Origin of the sequence: Paenibacillus sp. HW567 (assembly GCF_000374185.1) — a bacterium.
GTDB lineage: Bacteria > Bacillota > Bacilli > Paenibacillales > Paenibacillaceae > Paenibacillus_AQ.
In genome coordinates this window covers 4,889,000-4,905,874 of the sequence record NZ_KB910518.1, presented here as the reverse complement: position 1 = coordinate 4,905,874, position 16,875 = coordinate 4,889,000, and the positions used below count along the sequence as shown (strand labels likewise).

Sequence of the window (16,875 nt, the reverse complement as noted above, 5' to 3'; positions counted from 1 at the left end):
ACTTGTGAAAATGACGAAAAGAGATGATTCTCATGCGCCCTATAGTCCTTGGCGTTTGTTCGGCGCTGTTCTTTGCTGTTACCTTTGTGCTTAACCGGAAAATGGAGCTGGCGGGTGGAAGCTGGGCATGGAGCGCTTCGCTGCGCTATTTATTTACGTTGCCGTTTCTGCTGGCCATTGTGGCTGCACGGGGCAGGCTGAGGCCGTTATTGACCGCCATGAAGGAGCGTCTGTCCTCCTGGCTGCTATGGGGAACAGTAGGGTTTGGCCTGTTTTATGCCCCGATGTGTTTTGCGGCTGCTTATGCTCCCGGCTGGCTGACGGCAGGAACCTGGCAGATTACGATTATCTCCGGTTCGCTGCTTGCCCCCTTCTTCGGACAATGGGTCGACGGGCCTGACGGAAGACTTTACATACGTGGCAAAATCCCTCTGCATGGCCTGGGCCTGTCCCTGATTATCTTAGCGGGTGTGGCGCTGCTTCAGGTGGAGCATGCCCGGCAGCTTGAACCAGGCCAAGTGCTGCTGGGCATAATGCCTGTGCTGCTTGCATCCTTCGCCTATCCGCTCGGAAACCGTAAAATGATGGAGCTGTGCGGCGAGCGGCTGGACGTGTTTCAGCGGATTCTCGGCATGACACTGGCGAGTCTGCCGTTCTGGCTACTGCTTGGGCTGTATGGCCTCGCTGGCAGCGGCCTGCCATCCTCTTCTCAGGTGGGGCAGTCGCTGTTCGTTGCGTTATCCTCGGGAATTGTGGCTACGGTTCTTTTTTTTCGGGCTACAGATATGGTGCGCAGCAGTATGGGAGGACTTGCGGCTGTAGAGGCTACGCAATCCCTGGAGGTGCTGTTCGCTTTGGCAGGTGAAATGCTGATTCTATCTGCACCAGTGCCTTCACTGCTGTCATGGACCGGGATTGCTGTGATTATTATCGGCATGGTTCTGCACAGTATGTTCTCGCAGCGTTATAGCAGTGAAATTTCCGTCCCGTTGAGCACGCCGAACCCCGTCTCTTCGCTTGCAGCCGAAGGCAAGGAGTAGAGCACAGTTGTTGCGGGAAAAGTACCATACCGATATAATTGAAAGTATTGTTACCTTGTAAGGTTGATCCGGTAAGCCATAATCTAAAAGGGTGGTAGTTGCAGCTTGAACAATAACATTGAAACGGTGTTCACTTACCGTTCATATAGCCTGCAGGATACGGAGCTGCTCGCGGCTGAATTGGCCGCCGCCGCAGCGGCAGGCATGGTTATCGGGCTGGACGGCGATTTGGGCGCAGGGAAGACGGCGTTCTCGCAGAGCTTTGCCCGCCATTTGGGGGTGGAGGGGATCGTCAGCAGCCCCACATTCACCATTATCAAGGAATATGAGGGGCGGCTGCCGCTATATCATATGGATGTCTACCGCATCTCGCTTCACGAAGCGGACGAGCTGGGGCTGGACGAGTATTTCTACGGGCAGGGCGTCTGCCTGGTGGAATGGAGCAGTATCATTACGGAGTTGATGCCTGAGCGGCATCTGCATATAAAGCTTGCAACCATCGGACCGCAGGAACGTCTGATTACGGTAACCGGAAGAGGAGAGCCTTACGGTGAGGTGTGCCGGGCTCTGATCCAGAAGTGGGGTAAAGATAATGACGAATCAAAATAAAGAGCCGCGCAAGCGGTTTTTGGCGCTGGATACATCAACGGCTGTCCTTGGGGTAGCCGTAACTGAAGAAGGCAAGCTGCTGCACGAGATGAATGCTTCCGGTGAACGGAATCATTCCGTTCATCTGCTGCCGATTATTGAGCAGGCGCTGCAGGCTACCGCTACTACTCCCGCGATGATCGGCGGAATTGCCGTTGGTGTTGGCCCGGGATCGTATACGGGCACACGCATTGCCGTGACCGCGGCCAAGACATTGGCCTGGGCCTGGAAGGTGCCAGTGGCCGGCGTGTCCAGCCTGCACGCGCTGGCCTGGGGCGGATGGACTGCCGCCCGGGCGCAGGAGGCGGCAGGCGGATTACCGGCAGCGGTTGGAACGTCCGGGCCCGGCCCGGACTGGATTGTACCGCTGCTGGATGCACGCCGGGGACAAGCCTACACCGCGCTGTTCGCTGCGGACGGGGAAGGAGCGCCCCGGCGGCTTGCGCCCGATGCCATCCGGCTGATGGGTGACTGGGTGCCCGATCTAGCTAAGCGGCTGGAGCAGGCAGAAGCTCTAGGCAGGAAGCCGCGTGTCATTTGGTTTGTCGGAGAGACTCAGCTTCACGGCAGTGAGGAGTCCCTTCGCCCGCTGATGAATGCAGGCTATGTGCAGTCTGTGCCTTACGAGCTGGAAGGCCGCTGGGCCGGCTATCTGGGTGAGGAGCGCCTGCAGGCGGGAAGCGACGATCTGCATGCCTTGATCCCGAACTATACTCAGTTATCCGAAGCGGAAGCGAATCTGCGCCGCAGCAGTGAAGGGAGCCTGAACCTCAAATGATGGAATCGGAGCCTGCAAAAGACCAGGGAACGGAGCTTGTTTTCCGCCTGATGAGGCTTGAGGATATTCCCGAAATTCTGATTATTGAGCGGGAAGCCTTCACGATGCCTTGGACGGAAGAAGCCTTCCGTAATGAGCTGACGCATAATCATTTTGCTAAATATATGGTAATGGAGCTGTATGGGCGTATTATCGGCTATGCGGGAATGTGGGCGATTGTCGACGAAGCGCATGTGACGAATATCGCTTTGCTTGCAGCGTACCGGGGACGCAAATGGGGCGACCGGCTGCTGGAGGAGCTGATGAGGACGGCTGCTTTTCTCGGCATGAAGTCCATTACGCTGGAGGTGCGGGTCTCGAACGAGGTGGCCCAGAATTTATACCGCAAAAAAGGCTTCCGGCCGGCAGGCACCCGCAAGGGCTATTATTCGGACAATCGTGAGGATGCGCTTATTATGTGGGCGGATCTGCCCGAGTATGGGGAGCAAGGCAAGATGGAAGGAAGCGTGGATTTGAAATGAAGACAGAAACGGGCGCAAATCAGCCTGATCTTATATTGGCTATTGAAACGAGCTGTGATGAGACTTCGGTTGCGGTCGTAAAAGACGGCAGCGAGGTGCTCGCGAATATTATCTCCAGCCAGATCGAAACGCATCGCGCGTTCGGCGGCGTAGTGCCGGAGGTGGCTTCCCGCAAGCATGTGGAGGTCATTACTCTGGTGATTGAGGAGGCGCTGGAAGCGGCGGGTGTTCAGCCGGAGGAGCTGACGGCGGTTGCGGTAACACAGGGCCCGGGCCTGGTCGGGGCGCTGCTGGTTGGTGTTGTGGCGGCCAAAAGCCTCGCGCTGGCCTGGGGCAAGCCGCTGATCGGCACACATCATATTGCCGGACATATCTATGCTAACCGGCTGGTCAAGGAGCTGCAATATCCTTGCATGACCCTTGTCGTGTCCGGGGGACATACGGAGCTGGTCAATATGCAGCGGGAAGGCGAGTTCCAGATAATCGGCCGCACCCGGGATGATGCCGTGGGCGAAGCCTATGACAAGGTAGCCCGGGCGCTTGGTTTTCCGTATCCGGGCGGTCCCCATGTGGACCGGCTGGCCCATGAAGCGGCTGAAGCTGTGCCGCTTCCGCGCGTCTGGCTGGAGCCGGGTTCGTATGATTTCAGCTTCAGCGGCCTGAAATCGGCCGTGCTGAACGTGGTGAACCAGAGCAAGATGAAGGGACTTACGCCGGATGTGGCCGGGATTGCCCGCGGCTTCCAGGAATCCGTTGTCGAGGTTCTCGTCGAGAAGGCCGTCCGTGCGGTTAGGGCCTGCAAGGCCAAGCAGCTTCTGCTCAGCGGCGGCGTTGCCGCGAACAAAGGGCTGCGTGAAGCGCTGGCCGCCCGCTGCCAGAGGGAGGGGATCGAGCTGATTATTCCGCCACCGGTCTACTGCACCGATAATGCGGCGATGATCGGTGCCGCCGCCTACGTGAAATGGCGGCATAATGGCGGCACACCGCTGGATATGGTGGCCGACCCCGGGTTCTCGCTGGAGAAATGGTCGGTAACGGCCTATTGACAGCTTTTGGAGAAGGCGGGTATAATCAGTTCAATCATTATCTATAATTTGAACAAACGCGATGAATGGAAGCAGTAAGGAACCTCCGGGATTAGAGAGCTGCGGGTGGGTGCAACGCAGTCGAAGGAGACCTGAACTCGTCCGGGAGCGGAGCGGTGGAAGCAGCATGGGCCAGCGGCGGATAAGCGGCTGGATCTTTCGTACACCGTTACGGTTTGCCTCCGTAAGAGGGTAGCCCTGTAAGCGAAGGAAGAACAAGCGATTGCTTCCCATACCTTGCATGGCTGTAGAGTGGATATCATTGGCACAAGCTAAGCGCTGGCTGAACCGTGATGTCAACAAGAGTGGTACCGCGAAGGTTAACAGCCTGTCGTCTCTTGAATGAGATGGCAGGCTTTTTTGCGTAGTTTTTCATAGAGTACACGCAATGAACGGGAGTAGTAAATGATGAAGGTGAACAGAGAGCTGCGGGGTGGTGCGACGCAGTCACCGGAGGCATTGAATCTCGCCCGGGAGCGGAGCGGCGGAAATGCATGGTGTATGCTGCTACGGATGTCCCCGTTAACGGACCCTCATGAAGCACAGCGGTTCAAATGGAACCGGTGCGGCAGCATGGGGAAGAGCTGGGCGCAGCTTGGAGCTTTGCTGTTACAGAAGGCCATGCGTCAAAAAGAGTGGTACCGCGGAGGGGGAACCCGCCGTCTCTTGAATGAGATGGCGGGTTTTTTGCGTTGTTCAGGTGGTGCTTCATAAGCAGGTACTATCCTGAAGAAACGTTTGAGAGTGAAGGCTGTCTGCATAGCCTGCAGATCGTTCACTCTCTACTTGCTGCCGGCAGCAGTGGGCGGGGAATCAGCAGGGCCGCAAGTCGACGTGCGGTGCTGTGCAAGGAACTTGAAGTGACGATGTGAATAGAAGTTAAACACACAATAACTTGCAGGAGGGTGTAACATGATTATTCCGGTAAAAAAACGTATTCAGATTTTCGACACAACGCTGCGTGACGGTGAGCAGGCTCCCGGTGCCAGCCTGACGCCTGAGCAGAAGATCATTCTGGCCTATAAGCTGGCCGAGCTGGGTGTCGATGTGCTGGAACCGGGTTTTCCGGTATCCAGTCCAGGGGATTTTGCTGCGGTAGAGACAATCTCCCGCAAGGTGCAGGGCATGGAAATCTGCGGGTTTGCCCGCGCGGTCAAGGGCGATATTGATGCTGCGGTGCGGGCGACCCGGGATGCGGAGCGGCGGCGCATTCATCTGTTCATTTCGTCTTCAGATATCCATCTGCGCCATCAACTGCGCAAGAGCCGGGCGGAAGTGGTGGCCGTTGCCCGTGAGATGACTGCCTACGCCCGGCAGTTCTGCGAGGTTGTGGAGTTCACCGCTATGGATGCCGCACGGACAGGAATTGATGATCTGATCGAGATGGTCGAGGCGGTCATCGCGGAAGGCGCAACGATCATTAATTTGCCGGATACGGTAGGGTATGCGCTCCCGCAGGAGTACGGGGAGATGTTCCGGCGCGTTCGGCTTGGGGCCAGAGGCGGCGGGCGCGTGAGCTACAGCGCCCATTGCCATAACGATTTGGGTCTTGCTGTAGCCAACAGCCTTGCGGCTATTGAAGGCGGGGCGACCCAAATTGAAGTAACCGTCAATGGCGTGGGGGAGCGTACCGGCAACTGTGCGCTGGAAGAGCTGGTGATGGCGCTGGAGACCCGGGGGGATGCCCTTGGCGCGGAGACGGGAATTGTGCTGGATAAGCTGTACGACACTTCACGGATGGTCAGCGGGGCGATGCACTTTCCGATTGCCTATAACAAGCCCGTTGTTGGCAGAAACGCGTTCCAGCATGAATCGGGGATTCATCAGGACGGGCTGCTGAAGGACCGCAGCACGTATGAGATTATGGACCCGGAGCGGCTGGGCATTCCGCGCAGCATGATCATTCTGGGCAAGCATTCCGGCAGACATGCGCTGAGGGACCGCGCGGCGAAGTATGGCATTGCCCTGAATAGCGCAGAGCTGGATGCGCTGTATGAATCGTTCAAAGAGCTGGCCGACCGCCAAAAGGCCGTCAGCGACGATGAATTGCTGCGGATGGTCAGCAGCACAACCGGCCGTGAGGCCCAGGTCTATGAGCTGGGCGAGGTTCAGGTGCTGGCTGGCAGCGCCCCGCGCCGTGTCGCTGCCGTTACGGTGCGCCACCTGAGAAGCGGCACAGAAACCTCCTATACCAGCACCGGAGACGGGCCGCTTGAGGCGGTGATATCGGCGATCGGACAGGGCATTGCCGAGGAGATAGACTTTGCGGGACTTGAGCTGCATTCGCTGGGCAGCGGCGAGAACGCCCAGGCCGAGGCTGCGGTTATGGTCGAATGGGCAGGGAATAAATTCAGGGGAACCGCCATTCATCAGGATATTGTAATGGCGGCTGGCCTCGCTTATATCGCGGCCTGTAATTCAGCATTGCTTTCCGCTGAAGAGGCTTCCGCTGCCTCAGAATAGACAAATTGCGAGTCCTCGGCCCGGCAGAGGTGAACGGGAAGAGGACTCGGCTATTTCAGCAGCCTTCCGCGAAGTGCTGTTTTTTTGAAAATATAAGCGTATTTATTGGTTTTACGCTATAACTTAACCGTCCTTTTCAGGACGGCGTAGCCGTTTCTACTTGCGTAAAAAAAGCAGCATTTTTTAGCGGCAGCACCTTTTGTCAAGCTGTGGACAACGTTATCCACATATTCTGTCTTCGTTGTGTAAAAAGCGTGTAAAATCAGCAATAACGGCATTTTTTTGGACCCTGGAAACGCAGGTTTACTAATAAACAATTCCTTGTGCGAATTGTGGATAATGTGGATAGTTCCGTGGATAAAAAGTCCTTGACAAGGAAAAGCGTGATTTTACGCATAAAAAAAGGCCGCAGGGGCCTTTTTAAGCAGTGAGTTATGCACGAAAATTGTGGATTTAGTTGTGGATAACTATATATGAACAAATCGGGAACAGTTCAAAAATATTTATTTTACATCTTTACATTATTCGTCAGCAAGGTTTTCCCATTCGCTAAATAAATTTCCAAGCTGATCTTTTTTGAGCTTCAGATCGCTTTCATGCGCTTGAAGTGCGAGATAATCCTGAAAAACCTCGGGTTTGGTCATTTCATCCTCAATATTGGCGATAGCCTCTTCCAGTCCCGCAATGTTCTCTTCAAGCTCAGAGATTCGCCGCAGGCGGTTGCGTTCCTCGCGTTTGGCCTGTTTGTCCGCTTCGTAGGAGAGAGCCGTGCCTTTTTCCGGTGCTGCGGCTTCATTCTCTGCAGTCTTGGTGACCTTGGCAGAGGCAAGCTCGGCTTGCTCTAGGGCAATTGCTTCAAGCTCCTGTTTTTTCTCGATATAGTCATCGTAATTGCCCAGGTATTGATCAATCCCGCCGGGGTGCAGCTCCAGCACGCGTTCCGCCATTTTGTTCAGGAAGTAACGGTCATGGGAGATGAACAGCAGCGTACCTTCAAAATCAATCAGCGCGGACTCCAGCACCTCGCGGCTGACCAGATCCAGGTGGTTGGTGGGCTCATCGAGAATAAGCATATTGGCGCCGCGCAGCATGAGCTTGGAAAGCGCAACCCGCGCTTTTTCACCGCCGCTTAATGCCGCAACCTTCTTCTGAACATCCTCACCGCTGAAGAGAAAATTACCCAGAATCGTGCGGATTCGCGCTTCCTCCAGCATCGGATATTCGCTCCATAGCTCCTCCAGTACCGTATTGCGCGGATTGAGCCGTGTCTGCTCCTGATCGTAATAGGCGATCTTCACTTTCGTTCCCCAGTTTACAGTCCCGGTGGAAGGCTCACGGGTGCCGGTCATGCACTGCAGCAGCGTCGATTTGCCGATGCCGTTCGGGCCGATCAATGCAGCCGTCTCTCCCCGGCGAAGCTCAAAGGAGGCATTCTGGAACAGCGGCGCTTTGTCCTCACTGAAGGATACCGCAACGTTCCGTACCTGCAGCACCTCCTTACCGGACATGAAATCCGGCTCGAAGGAGAAGCTGGCTTTTTTCAAATCGCCCAGCGGCTTGTCGATGCGCTCCATTTTGTCCAGTGCCTTGCGCCGGCTCTGCGCCCGTTTGGTCGTGGAAGCACGTACGATGTTGCGCTGCACGAAGTCCTCCATCCGGGAAATCTCGTCCTGCTGCTTCTCATATTGCTTCAGGCGGATTTCATATTCCGCAGCCTTCAGATCCACATACCGGCTGTAATTGCCTGTGTACCGCCGGGACTGGTGGCGTTCGATTTCAACGATTGTAGTGACCAGACGGTCGAGAAAATAACGGTCATGGGAGACAACCAGGATGCCTCCGGCATAGCTGCGCAGATAATCCTCCAGCCAGGTTAGTGTTTCGATATCGAGATGGTTGGTCGGCTCATCCAGCATGAGCAGATCGGGAGCCTGAAGCAAAATGCGGGCCAGAGCCAGCCGGGTCTTCTGTCCCCCGCTCAGTGTGGAAATAGGCGTATCCGGGGAGAACTCGCCAAAGCCCATGCCGTGCAGGACGCTGCGTATCCGGGTGTTCATTTCATAGCCGCCGTGATCCTTGAACCAATCCGAGCGTTTGGCGTAGCGCTCCAGCACATCCTCGTAACGCTTCGGATCATCCGCCAGCTTAGGGTCGGCAATATCAGCCTCAAGCTGGCGAAGCTCCGCTTCCGCTTCCAGCAGCGGCGCGAATACGGCCAGCATCTCCTCTTGAATGGTTTTGTCCGACTGCAGCCCGCTGTTCTGGGCCAGGTAGCCGACGGTGGTTTCCTTGGATTTATGAATTTGTCCGCTGTCATAGGACATTTCACCTGCGATAATCTGCAGAAAGGTGGATTTGCCAGCCCCGTTGACCCCGACAAGGCCCACCCGTTCCTTCTCGTTAACCTGCAGGCTGATGCCGTCCAGCACACTCTGTATTCCATATGATTTTGTAATTCCTGTCGCTTGAAGAAGCATACCGATGAAACCTCCGCCCTTGCATATTTCACCGTGGCGGATACCGCCCGGCTGTACAAAAAAACCTTATTCTATAGTTTACATGAAAAGCGTTTGCCGCGCGAGGGGACGAACCAGGATCAAGCCAGGGTCCAGCGGAACAGTAATCACGGGAGATAAGGACGGGAGAACGTCATTGTAATGCCATTGTAACGCTTACGAGGAGGAGAATAGCGCTGTATGTTTCCTATAACAACCTTATTTATACAACCTTGGCGAACCGGGGGGAAGAGTGGTAAACTGAGTTTACAAACTATGATAAGCTAGCATATAACGGAAGAGGAGGCGGCTTCGAATGACGGGCAACACTGCGCCGTTGGCCGGACTCAAACGGGAGCTGCGTGCGGAGAGAATTGCTGTCCGTGACAGACTGCCGCAAGAGGAGAGAGCTGCCTTGTCCGCTCTGGCCTGCAAGCATGCCTGGGAATGGCTTGAGATGGAAGGAGCGGCTTCGCTGCTTGCCTATGTGCCTTTCCGTTCCGAGCTGGACTGCCGTCCGCTGGTTACGGAGGCTTGGGCGCAAGGCCGCGAGGTGCGGCTGCCCCGGGTGAATGCAGCAGCCGGAACGATGAGTTTTCATGCGGTACGTTCTTGGGAAGAACTGGAACCGGGAGCCTATGGTATATTAGAACCGTCAGCAGCAGGCGGAGGTTTGCCGGAAACGGATGATCCCCGGCTGCCGGATGTCGTTTTTGTACCTGGACTTGCTTTTGATATCAAGGGTGGCCGGCTTGGCTATGGACGGGGTTATTATGACCGTCTGCGGGCTTCATGGGAGCAGCGCACCCCGCTGTCCGGGAAGTCTCCGGTGTGGATCGGACTGGCGTTCGGAGAGCAGTTGGTTTCTGAAGTACCGATGGATGATCATGATGCCTATATGGATATGCTGATTACGGAAGACGGCATATTTCACTGCCGGAAGGAGCACAATTCATGGAGTTAAGCCATTTCAATGAGCAGGGCCGGGCGCGCATGGTAGATGTGAGCGACAAGGAGGTTACCCACAGGTCAGCTTCGGCGCGGAGCAGTGTGGAGATGGCCCCTGGAACGCTTGCGGCGGTCAAGGCGGGCCGGATCGGCAAAGGAGATGTGCTTGCGGTCGCCCAGGTCGCCGGAATTATGGCCGCCAAAAAAACCGCCGACTGGATTCCAATGTGCCATCCGCTGCCGCTTACCGGTATTGATATCCGCTTCTGGGATAACAGCGAAGATCAGCTATATATAGAAGCAACCGTCAAGACGACCGGAAAGACCGGAGTGGAGATGGAGGCGCTGACCGCCGTTTCGGCGGCTGCTCTGACCGTATATGACATGTGCAAGGCGCTGCAAAAGGACATGATTATCGGCCCGACGCTGCTTGTACATAAGAGCGGAGGCAAAAGTGGAGATTACGCGCTGGAGGATTGAGAACAGCAAGAGGCTCTATACGCGGAAGGCGCTTAATGGCCGCATTCGTGCGGTGTCTATACATAGCACATACAGAGGGAGGGACAACCTATGGCGTGGAGAACAGCAATCCTGACGGCCAGCGACAAGGGGGCCAGGGGCGAACGGGAAGACACGAGCGCCCAGGTTATTCGGGAACTGGTGGAGGAGGAGCTTGGAGGCGAGATTGTCGAATACCGGATCGTGCCCGACGAGCAGGATGAGATTATTGCCGCATTGATTGAATTGACAGATTATTTCCAGGCGGATCTGGTGCTGACCACCGGAGGCACCGAGCTTGCGATCCGTGATGTTACGCCGGAGGCAACACGGCGTGTGATTGAGCGGGAGGTTCCCGGACTCTCCGAGGCTATGCGGAGTACAGTTATACAGAAGAACCGCGCGGTCATGCTGTTCCGCGGCATTTGCGGCATTCGCGGAAGAACGCTGATTGTGAATTTGCCCGGCACGCCGAAGGGTGTGCATGAGAATCTGGCAGCGATCATGGATCAGTTGCCCGAAGCGTTGCTGATGGTAACCGGCCAGTACCGGCAATAGTTGTATCTCCTATTCCGTTATGTCGCAAGGAATTGTCAGTGATCTCTGATGGATGTGTGACATAAGTTATGGTATTATTAATCTACTGTTAACGATATCATGAATGAGCGGACAGAGTGACAAGGAGGAATAACAAATGCTAAATGGGATTGGTGCTCCCGGAATTATTTTGCTGGTCATCCTGGCACTGCTGCTCTTTGGTCCGAACAAGCTGCCTGAGCTGGGCCGTGCCGTCGGACGGACTTTCCGTGAATTCAAGGACGGTGCGCGTGAAATTATCAGCGAGCCTGAAGCTGCCAAGAAGAGCGAAGCGCCAATGCCGGCAGCCCCGCAGACGATGGCGGCAGAACCGCCGCAGGATAAACGTCTGCCGGAATAAATTACATCCTTTTACGCGGGGGCGTTCTCTCAGTGCTGCTTCAGACTGGGGAACGCCTCTTTTTTTAGAAACGGCTCTTAACTCATCAATCTTATTACATAAGCCATCGGGTGGTGTCAGTCATGTCTCAGGAAGCGGAAGAAATGTCAGTGGTGGATCATCTTACGGAGCTGCGCAGAAGGATCATCTACGTGCTGATTGTATTTGTGGCCGGGCTGGTAGGCGGACTGTTCGTCGCCAAGCCCATTTATCTGTATCTGATCAGTGCTGATACGGTGCAGGGCTTCGTCCTGCATGCGTTCTCCTTTTGGGACGGCATCGGGATGTACATGAAAATCGCTATGGCGGTATCTCTGACGGTCTCTGTTCCGTTTATTGTCTATCAATTATGGGCATTCGTCAGCCCCGGACTGCGGCCGGTTGAGCGGAGCGCCGCTCTGCGTTACGTGCCTTATGTGTTCGTTCTTTTTATACTCGGCATTGCGTTTGCCTATTATATTGTGTTCCCTATGGCGCTGTCGTTCACCATCTCGATCACCCGGGGCATGGGACTTGAGGAAACCTATGGCATTGCCCAGTATTTCGGCTTCATGTTCAGTCTCGTCATTCCGCTGGCACTGCTGTTTGAGCTGCCGCTGATTGTTATGTTTCTGACTAAGCTGAGAATTCTCAACCCGCTTCGGTTGCGTAAAATGCGCCGGTACGCTTATTTCGCGCTCGTTTTTATCGCTGTGGTCATCACACCGCCCGATTTCATCTCGGATTTTCTGGTGACGATTCCCCTGCTGATTCTGTATGAATTCAGCGTGTTTCTGTCCGCTTTTGTCTACCGCAAGCAGTTGGCCTTGGACAATGAGCGGGAGGCGCGTTACATCAGGACGGAGTAGTCCCGGTAGGGAGCTTGTCCACGCAAGGGGGCTCCGCCGCCGCGGCCGGTTGCAGCAGTCTGGATTGAATTCTGCCTACGACCAGAAAAGCGGACATCAGCACAAGGAAAAGCACGGCACCTCCCCATAGGTCCAGCAGCAGTCCGCCCATCAGCGGTCCCAGTGCCCTGGAGACCTGCGGTCCCAGGCCGAAAAGGGCAAAAGAGTATCCACGTGCTTCCACAGGCGCAAGCTCGGAGATGGCCTTCTGGATATGTGGTCCATGCAGCATTTCACCTGTAGAGAACATTAGTTCTGTTAACAATAAAACAATCAGCGAAGGTGCAAATCCATATCCCAGGGTTACTCCCGCAAACAGCAGATAGGCGATGCTGAGCATCCGCCGGGCAGTGAAACGGGCAGTCGCTCTGGCAATCCACAATTGCAGCAGAATGACGGTAATTCCGTTGAAGGTGAGCAGAAGGGTGAGTACCGCCTGATAATTGCCGAAATGGGTCTGTAAATGAAAAGGTAGTGTGGAATCAACCTGTGCATACAGAAAGCCAAGAGGTAAATAGCAGAGTGTCAGTAGCAGAATAACCCTAAACTCCGGACTTCTGAAGGAGGACAGGAGTGTTGCTGCGGAGTCTATGCCCGTTGAAGCTGGAGGCGGTACCGTTCCTAGCTTGCTCCACAGTAACAAGGTATACAAGGCCAGAAATAGGGCGGCAAGCCAGAAGACGACATGAATGTTCCAATTGAACAGCATCAGTCCCAGAGCAGGTCCAAGCGCAGCGCCGAAATTAAGCGCCATGTGAAGCAGTGCATAAACCTCCGCCCGCTGCTCCGGCTTCACGATATCGGAAATCTGGGCATTTGCGGCGGGTTGGAACAGAGCGGAGCCAATGCCGTTCAGCATCGAAGCCAAGGCGAAGAAGACCACTCCTTCTGCGATGGCATAACCGGCCATAGATACGGTCTGCAGCAGTAAGGAGACAATCATGACCGGCTTGCGTCCGTAACGGTCGCTGAGATTGCCTCCGTACATTCCAGCAGCTATTCCACACAGAGGCTGTAGAGTAGTAATCAGAATAGGCAGCAGGATAGCACCACCCATTTGGTCATGGAGATATAGGACTAAGAACGGTCGGATCATGAACATCGTCAGTGAGCTTAGCACAGTTCCGGTAAATTGAATCCATACTGCAGGCTCATAGCTTCGGAGAAAGCCCTGGACTGTTGGGCGTTTTTTCATTGGGTGAACTCCTTCCTGGTGCGGTGAGCACAATTGGAGTATACTGACCCTTTTTTAGATCGTAAAATTAAGGTTTATAATACCGTGATTAGTATTTACTAATAGTTAGGCGTGCTCGATTCTTGCCGGAAGGAGAGACTAAGTGACATTACTTCAATTGCAGGTATTCGCTGCCGCAGCGGAGTCCAAGAGCTTCACCAAGGCAGCCGAAATTCTTGCTTTTACCCAATCTGCCGTATCACAGATGATTCGAAGTCTCGAAAAAGAGCTTGGAATCGTCCTATTCCACCGCAGCCACCAGGGGATTGTCCTGACCCGGGACGGGGAAGCCATGCTGAAGCATGCAGGTCTGATCCTACATACCATTCAGCTTATGAAAGAGGAGGCCGCGCTTGCCGGGGAGCTGCAGACGGGAACCCTGCGGATTGGCGCCACGCCTGATATTGCCTGCCGCTTTGTACCGGGGCTGTCTGCTGCGTTCAAACAATCTTTTCCCAGGGTAGAGCTTGTCATATTCGAAGGGGAATCGGAGGAAATCAACAACTGGATCTCCGATGGCATCATAGATATTGGCATCACTATGTTTCCGTCTGCATCATTGTCCACAGTGCCTCTAATCAAAGATGACATGGTCGTGGTTCTGCCGGAGAAGCATGGGCTGGGGGGAGAGGCAGCTTTAAGCTTCGAACAGTTGGGAGATCGCTGCTTTATTATGCCGGGAGATAAGGATTTGCAGAAGCTGCTGGTATCGCATAATTCTTGCTTCAATGTGACGATTGAGGTCAAGGACATCAATACGATTCAGGCCATGGTTCAAGAAAACTTTGGCATTTCCATCCTGCCCAAATTCTATATAACCCGGATGAGCGCCAAGCTGCCCATTATTCCTTTGCAGCCTCCATTATCCCAGGAGGTTGTGCTTGCAATGAGGAACAAAGACTGCATTCCGGCACTGTCCCAGGCTTTTATCAGGACTAGTCTGGATTATGTGCGCGCTCACAGGAAGGATGCAGCCCTGCCCGACAAATAGGGCATATTTTGCCCTCGGGTGGATAGAATGTTAGAGAGTATGGGGCGGACAAGCGCGCAAACCAGATTTTTCCCAAAAACAAATAGGATTTTACGCAAAAGGACTTGAAATCCGGCTTCAAGTTGAGTATCATAAAAATTGTTGTTAGCACTACAGAGTGTTGAGTGCTAACGCTGCTAAGCCGTAACAATCTGCGGTATCCAAATTATGTTTTCAAGGTAAACAACATATTCAAAGGAGGCTATTTTTTCATGATCAAACCATTAGGTGAACGCGTATTGGTAGAACCAAGCGAGCAAGAGCAAACAACTGCTTTCGGGATTGTGCTTCCGGACTCCTCCAAGGAGAAGCCGCAAGAAGGTAAAATCATCGCTGTAGGCAGCGGTGCCCTGAAAGACGGAGTGCGTGTGCCGCTGGAAGTTAAAGAAGGCGACCGTGTGCTGTTCTCAAAATATGCCGGAACTGAAATCAAATACGAAGGCAAAGAATATTTGATTATGAAAGAAAGCGACATCCACGCGATTCTCGACTAATCGGAGAGCCGTTCATAAGTGATAACGAACATACTTATACAAAATTGGCTGATGCTTTCGAAGTGAGTTTTGAACGAAGTCACTCAGGAAGTAACGCTAACAAAACTTTTAGGAGGTTAATTACACAATGGCAAAAGAAATTAAATTCAGTGAAGATGCCCGCCGCGCAATGCTGCGCGGGGTAGATGCTTTGGCGAACGCCGTAAAAGTTACACTTGGACCAAAAGGCCGCAACGTGGTGCTGGAGAAGAAATTCGGCAGCCCGCTGATCACTAACGACGGTGTAACCATCGCCAAAGAAATCGAGCTTGAGGATGCATTCGAGAACATGGGCGCACAGCTCGTTAAAGAAGTAGCCACCAAAACCAACGATGTAGCCGGTGACGGTACTACAACTGCAACTGTTCTGGCTCAAGCCATGATCCGCGAAGGTCTGAAGAATGTAACTGCAGGCGCTAACCCAATGGTTATCCGCAAAGGGATCGACAAAGCGGTTAAAGCTGCTGTAACTGAACTGCAAAGCATCGCTAAACCAATTGAAGATTCCCAAGCCATCGCTCAAGTAGCTGCAATCTCTGCTGCTGACGAAGAAGTGGGCAAGCTGATTGCTGAAGCTATGGAAAAAGTGGGCAAAGACGGCGTTATCACCGTTGAAGAATCCCGCGGCTTCCTGACTGAGCTTGAAGTGGTAGAAGGCATGCAGTTCGACCGCGGCTACATTTCCCCGTACATGATTACTGATACGGACAAAATGGAAGCTGTTCTGGAGAATCCGTACATCCTGATCACTGACAAGAAAATCAGCAGCACACAGGAAATCCTGCCACTGCTTGAGAAGATCGTTCAACAGGCGCGTCCGCTTGTGATCATCGCTGAAGACATCGAAGGCGAAGCTCAAGCCATGCTGATCGTGAACAAGCTGCGCGGAACGTTCAACGCTGTCGCTGTTAAAGCTCCTGGCTTCGGCGACCGCCGTGAAGCTATGCTGCAGGATATCGCTGCTCTGACAGGCGGCCAAGTGATCACTGAGAAGCTTGGACTCGACCTGAAAAGCACTTCTATCGACCAGCTTGGTAACGCCCGTCAAGTGCGCGTAACCAAAGAAAACACTACAATCGTAGACGGAAGCGGCGACAAAGCGGACATCAATGCACGTGTAAGCCAAATCCGTTCCCAATTGGAAGAAACCACTTCCGAATTCGACAAAGAAAAACTGCAGGAGCGTCTGGCTAAACTTGCTGGCGGCGTAGCCGTTGTCAAAGTAGGCGCTGCAACTGAAACCGAGCTTAAAGAGCGTAAGCTGCGCATCGAAGACGCCCTGAACGCAACCCGCGCTGCGGTTGAAGAAGGTATCGTATCCGGTGGGGGTACAGCTCTTGTGAACGTATATAATGCTGTTGCTGCTGTAGAAGTAAGCGGCGACGAAAAAACTGGCGTGAACATCGTACTGCGCGCTCTGGAAGAGCCAGTTCGCACTATTGCTGCCAACGCTGGTCAAGAAGGTTCCGTTATCGTGGACCGCTTGAAAAAAGAAAAAATCGGCATCGGCTACAACGCTGCTACCGATGAATGGGTGAACATGTTCGAAGCAGGGATCGTTGACCCTGCGAAGGTAACCCGGTATGCGCTGCAGAACGCAGCGTCCGTAGCTGCAATGTTCCTGACCACCGAAGCGGTTATCGCTGACAAGCCAGAGCCTGAAAAAGCAGGCGGCATGCCTGATATGGGCGGTATGGGTGGCATGGGCGGCATGATGTAAGACAGCGAAAAACCCTTGC

General features: G+C 54.1%; 16 protein-coding genes and 2 other annotated features. Of the genes, 14 read left to right on the top strand and 2 right to left on the bottom strand.

Annotated elements, in window-relative coordinates; all coding sequences use genetic code 11:
- The first annotated feature begins 32 nt into the window (after positions 1-32).
- From B212_RS0121815 to B212_RS0121785, 6 genes are all read left to right on the top strand, one after another.
- Positions 33-1,040 (top strand): DMT family transporter, encoded by a 1,008-nt coding sequence (locus tag B212_RS0121815; RefSeq protein ID WP_019913228.1) that lies wholly within the window; start codon positions 33-35, stop codon positions 1,038-1,040.
- A 105-nt stretch (positions 1,041-1,145) separates the two neighbouring features.
- On the top strand, positions 1,146-1,649 hold the full coding sequence (gene tsaE / locus B212_RS0121810; RefSeq protein ID WP_019913227.1) for a tRNA (adenosine(37)-N6)-threonylcarbamoyltransferase complex ATPase subunit type 1 TsaE: 504 nt from the start codon (positions 1,146-1,148) through the stop codon (positions 1,647-1,649).
- A complete protein-coding gene (gene tsaB / locus B212_RS0121805; RefSeq protein ID WP_019913226.1) occupies positions 1,633-2,466 on the top strand; it encodes a tRNA (adenosine(37)-N6)-threonylcarbamoyltransferase complex dimerization subunit type 1 TsaB in 834 nt (277 codons plus the stop codon). The genes tsaE and tsaB overlap by 17 nt, the downstream gene beginning before the upstream one ends.
- Positions 2,463-2,987, top strand: a complete 525-nt coding sequence (rimI, locus tag B212_RS0121800; RefSeq protein ID WP_019913225.1) for a ribosomal protein S18-alanine N-acetyltransferase — start codon at positions 2,463-2,465, stop codon at positions 2,985-2,987. The genes tsaB and rimI overlap by 4 nt, the downstream gene beginning before the upstream one ends.
- Positions 2,984-4,033 (top strand): tRNA (adenosine(37)-N6)-threonylcarbamoyltransferase complex transferase subunit TsaD, encoded by a 1,050-nt coding sequence (gene tsaD, locus B212_RS0121795; protein ID WP_019913224.1) that lies wholly within the window; start codon positions 2,984-2,986, stop codon positions 4,031-4,033. Before rimI ends, tsaD begins: the two co-directional genes overlap by 4 nt.
- A gap of 52 nt (positions 4,034-4,085) precedes the next feature.
- Positions 4,086-4,414, top strand: a binding site (T-box leader).
- A gap of 37 nt (positions 4,415-4,451) precedes the next feature.
- Positions 4,452-4,742, top strand: a binding site (T-box leader).
- A 242-nt stretch (positions 4,743-4,984) separates the two neighbouring features.
- Complete coding sequence (locus tag B212_RS0121785) at positions 4,985-6,535, top strand: 2-isopropylmalate synthase (protein ID WP_019913222.1); 1,551 nt, start codon at positions 4,985-4,987, stop codon at positions 6,533-6,535.
- Positions 6,536-7,056: 521 nt separating this feature from the next.
- Here B212_RS0121785 and B212_RS0121780 read toward each other — a convergent pair.
- The gene (locus tag B212_RS0121780) at positions 7,057-9,012 is read right to left on the bottom strand and encodes an ABC-F family ATP-binding cassette domain-containing protein (protein WP_019913221.1); all 1,956 of its coding nucleotides are present in this window, start codon (positions 9,010-9,012) and stop codon (positions 7,057-7,059) included.
- A 334-nt stretch (positions 9,013-9,346) separates the two neighbouring features.
- Between B212_RS0121780 and B212_RS32150 the strand changes: the two genes are divergently transcribed.
- The 5 genes from B212_RS32150 (at position 9,347) to tatC (ending at position 12,300) form a co-directional block, all read left to right on the top strand.
- Positions 9,347-9,994 carry a 5-formyltetrahydrofolate cyclo-ligase gene (locus tag B212_RS32150; RefSeq protein WP_019913220.1) on the top strand — a complete coding sequence of 216 codons (648 nt, stop codon included), beginning with the start codon at positions 9,347-9,349 and terminating at the stop codon, positions 9,992-9,994.
- The gene (gene moaC, locus B212_RS0121770; protein WP_019913219.1) at positions 9,985-10,458 is read left to right on the top strand and encodes a cyclic pyranopterin monophosphate synthase MoaC; all 474 of its coding nucleotides are present in this window, start codon (positions 9,985-9,987) and stop codon (positions 10,456-10,458) included. Before B212_RS32150 ends, moaC begins: the two co-directional genes overlap by 10 nt.
- Positions 10,459-10,548: 90 nt before the next feature.
- Positions 10,549-11,034, top strand: a complete 486-nt coding sequence (locus B212_RS0121765; RefSeq protein WP_019913218.1) for a MogA/MoaB family molybdenum cofactor biosynthesis protein — start codon at positions 10,549-10,551, stop codon at positions 11,032-11,034.
- A gap of 136 nt (positions 11,035-11,170) precedes the next feature.
- Complete coding sequence (tatA, locus tag B212_RS0121760; protein WP_019913217.1) at positions 11,171-11,413, top strand: twin-arginine translocase TatA/TatE family subunit; 243 nt, start codon at positions 11,171-11,173, stop codon at positions 11,411-11,413.
- Positions 11,414-11,535: 122 nt separating this feature from the next.
- Positions 11,536-12,300 (top strand): twin-arginine translocase subunit TatC, encoded by a 765-nt coding sequence (gene tatC / locus B212_RS0121755; protein ID WP_019913216.1) that lies wholly within the window; start codon positions 11,536-11,538, stop codon positions 12,298-12,300.
- On the opposite strand, the gene B212_RS32145 is transcribed toward tatC, so the two are convergent.
- The gene (locus B212_RS32145; protein ID WP_019913214.1) at positions 12,287-13,534 is read right to left on the bottom strand and encodes an MFS transporter; all 1,248 of its coding nucleotides are present in this window, start codon (positions 13,532-13,534) and stop codon (positions 12,287-12,289) included. The genes tatC and B212_RS32145 overlap by 14 nt on opposite strands.
- A gap of 142 nt (positions 13,535-13,676) precedes the next feature.
- On the opposite strand from B212_RS32145, the gene B212_RS0121745 reads away from it, so the two are divergent.
- The 3 genes from B212_RS0121745 (at position 13,677) to groL (ending at position 16,856) form a co-directional block, all read left to right on the top strand.
- Positions 13,677-14,564 carry a LysR family transcriptional regulator gene (locus tag B212_RS0121745; RefSeq protein ID WP_019913212.1) on the top strand — a complete coding sequence of 296 codons (888 nt, stop codon included), beginning with the start codon at positions 13,677-13,679 and terminating at the stop codon, positions 14,562-14,564.
- 251 nt (positions 14,565-14,815) lie between these two features.
- Positions 14,816-15,097 carry a co-chaperone GroES gene (gene groES / locus B212_RS0121740; protein WP_019913211.1) on the top strand — a complete coding sequence of 94 codons (282 nt, stop codon included), beginning with the start codon at positions 14,816-14,818 and terminating at the stop codon, positions 15,095-15,097.
- Between the two features lie 127 nt (positions 15,098-15,224).
- A complete protein-coding gene (gene groL / locus B212_RS0121735) occupies positions 15,225-16,856 on the top strand; it encodes a chaperonin GroEL (RefSeq protein WP_019913210.1) in 1,632 nt (543 codons plus the stop codon).
- The last annotated feature ends 19 nt before the right edge of the window (positions 16,857-16,875 follow it).